At 47.7% G+C, this 602-nt stretch carries 1 tRNA gene and 1 rRNA gene; both read right to left on the bottom strand.

Annotated features, from left to right (window positions below):
* Window positions 1-226: 226 nt before the first annotated feature.
* Window positions 227-302, bottom strand: a tRNA-Glu gene (locus J9889_RS21305).
* A 226-nt stretch (window positions 303-528) separates the two neighbouring features.
* A 16S ribosomal RNA gene (locus tag J9889_RS21300) occupies window positions 529-602 on the bottom strand; the annotation flags it as partial.

The following is a 602-nucleotide window of genomic DNA, read 5'->3' as shown; positions in this document are numbered from 1 at the left end:
AAGAAGTGTCGGTGAAACCGGCACGGCTTGTTGTCGTACAACAAGGACCAAATAAAATTTGGTTTTCGCCAAGAAGTTTCCAAAGCACTTGTAACAAATGTTTGAGAACTACTTTTTAAATCAGCTTTCCAGATTGTTAAAGAGCATGTTTGCAACGGCGCGAGGCCGAAGAAAACAGAGTTAAGAATCAGTTCTTAACTCTGTATTCTTAAGATGCGAAGAGAAGTGGCGTCCCCTAGGGGATTCGAACCCCTGTTACCGCCGTGAAAGGGCGGTGTCCTAGGCCTCTAGACGAAGGGGACCCAAAATCATCTTTGCGCTGCGTCAGCAGTGCAGATTTTGGGTAATGGCGAGTGCCGAGCCTGCGAGGCCGAGCGCCATTATTCACATCCCAAAACCCAATGATAGGGCTTCTCTCATCTGACCGAAGCCAGATAAGCACTGATGCTTTCGCACCAGGTCTTTGCTCTAACTACTTTGAATCAAGGCAATCTGTGTGAACACTCAACAACTTCGTCATCATTAAGGTAAGGAGGTGATCCAACCCCAGGTTCCCCTAGGGTTACCTTGTTACGACTTCACCCCAGTCATGAATCACACCG

The organism is Aeromonas sp. PrichA-15 (assembly GCF_017939245.1).
Lineage (GTDB): Bacteria > Pseudomonadota > Gammaproteobacteria > Enterobacterales > Aeromonadaceae > Aeromonas > Aeromonas caviae.
Note: the sequence above shows the minus strand (reverse complement) of the source record. Positions and strands in the feature narration are given on the sequence as shown.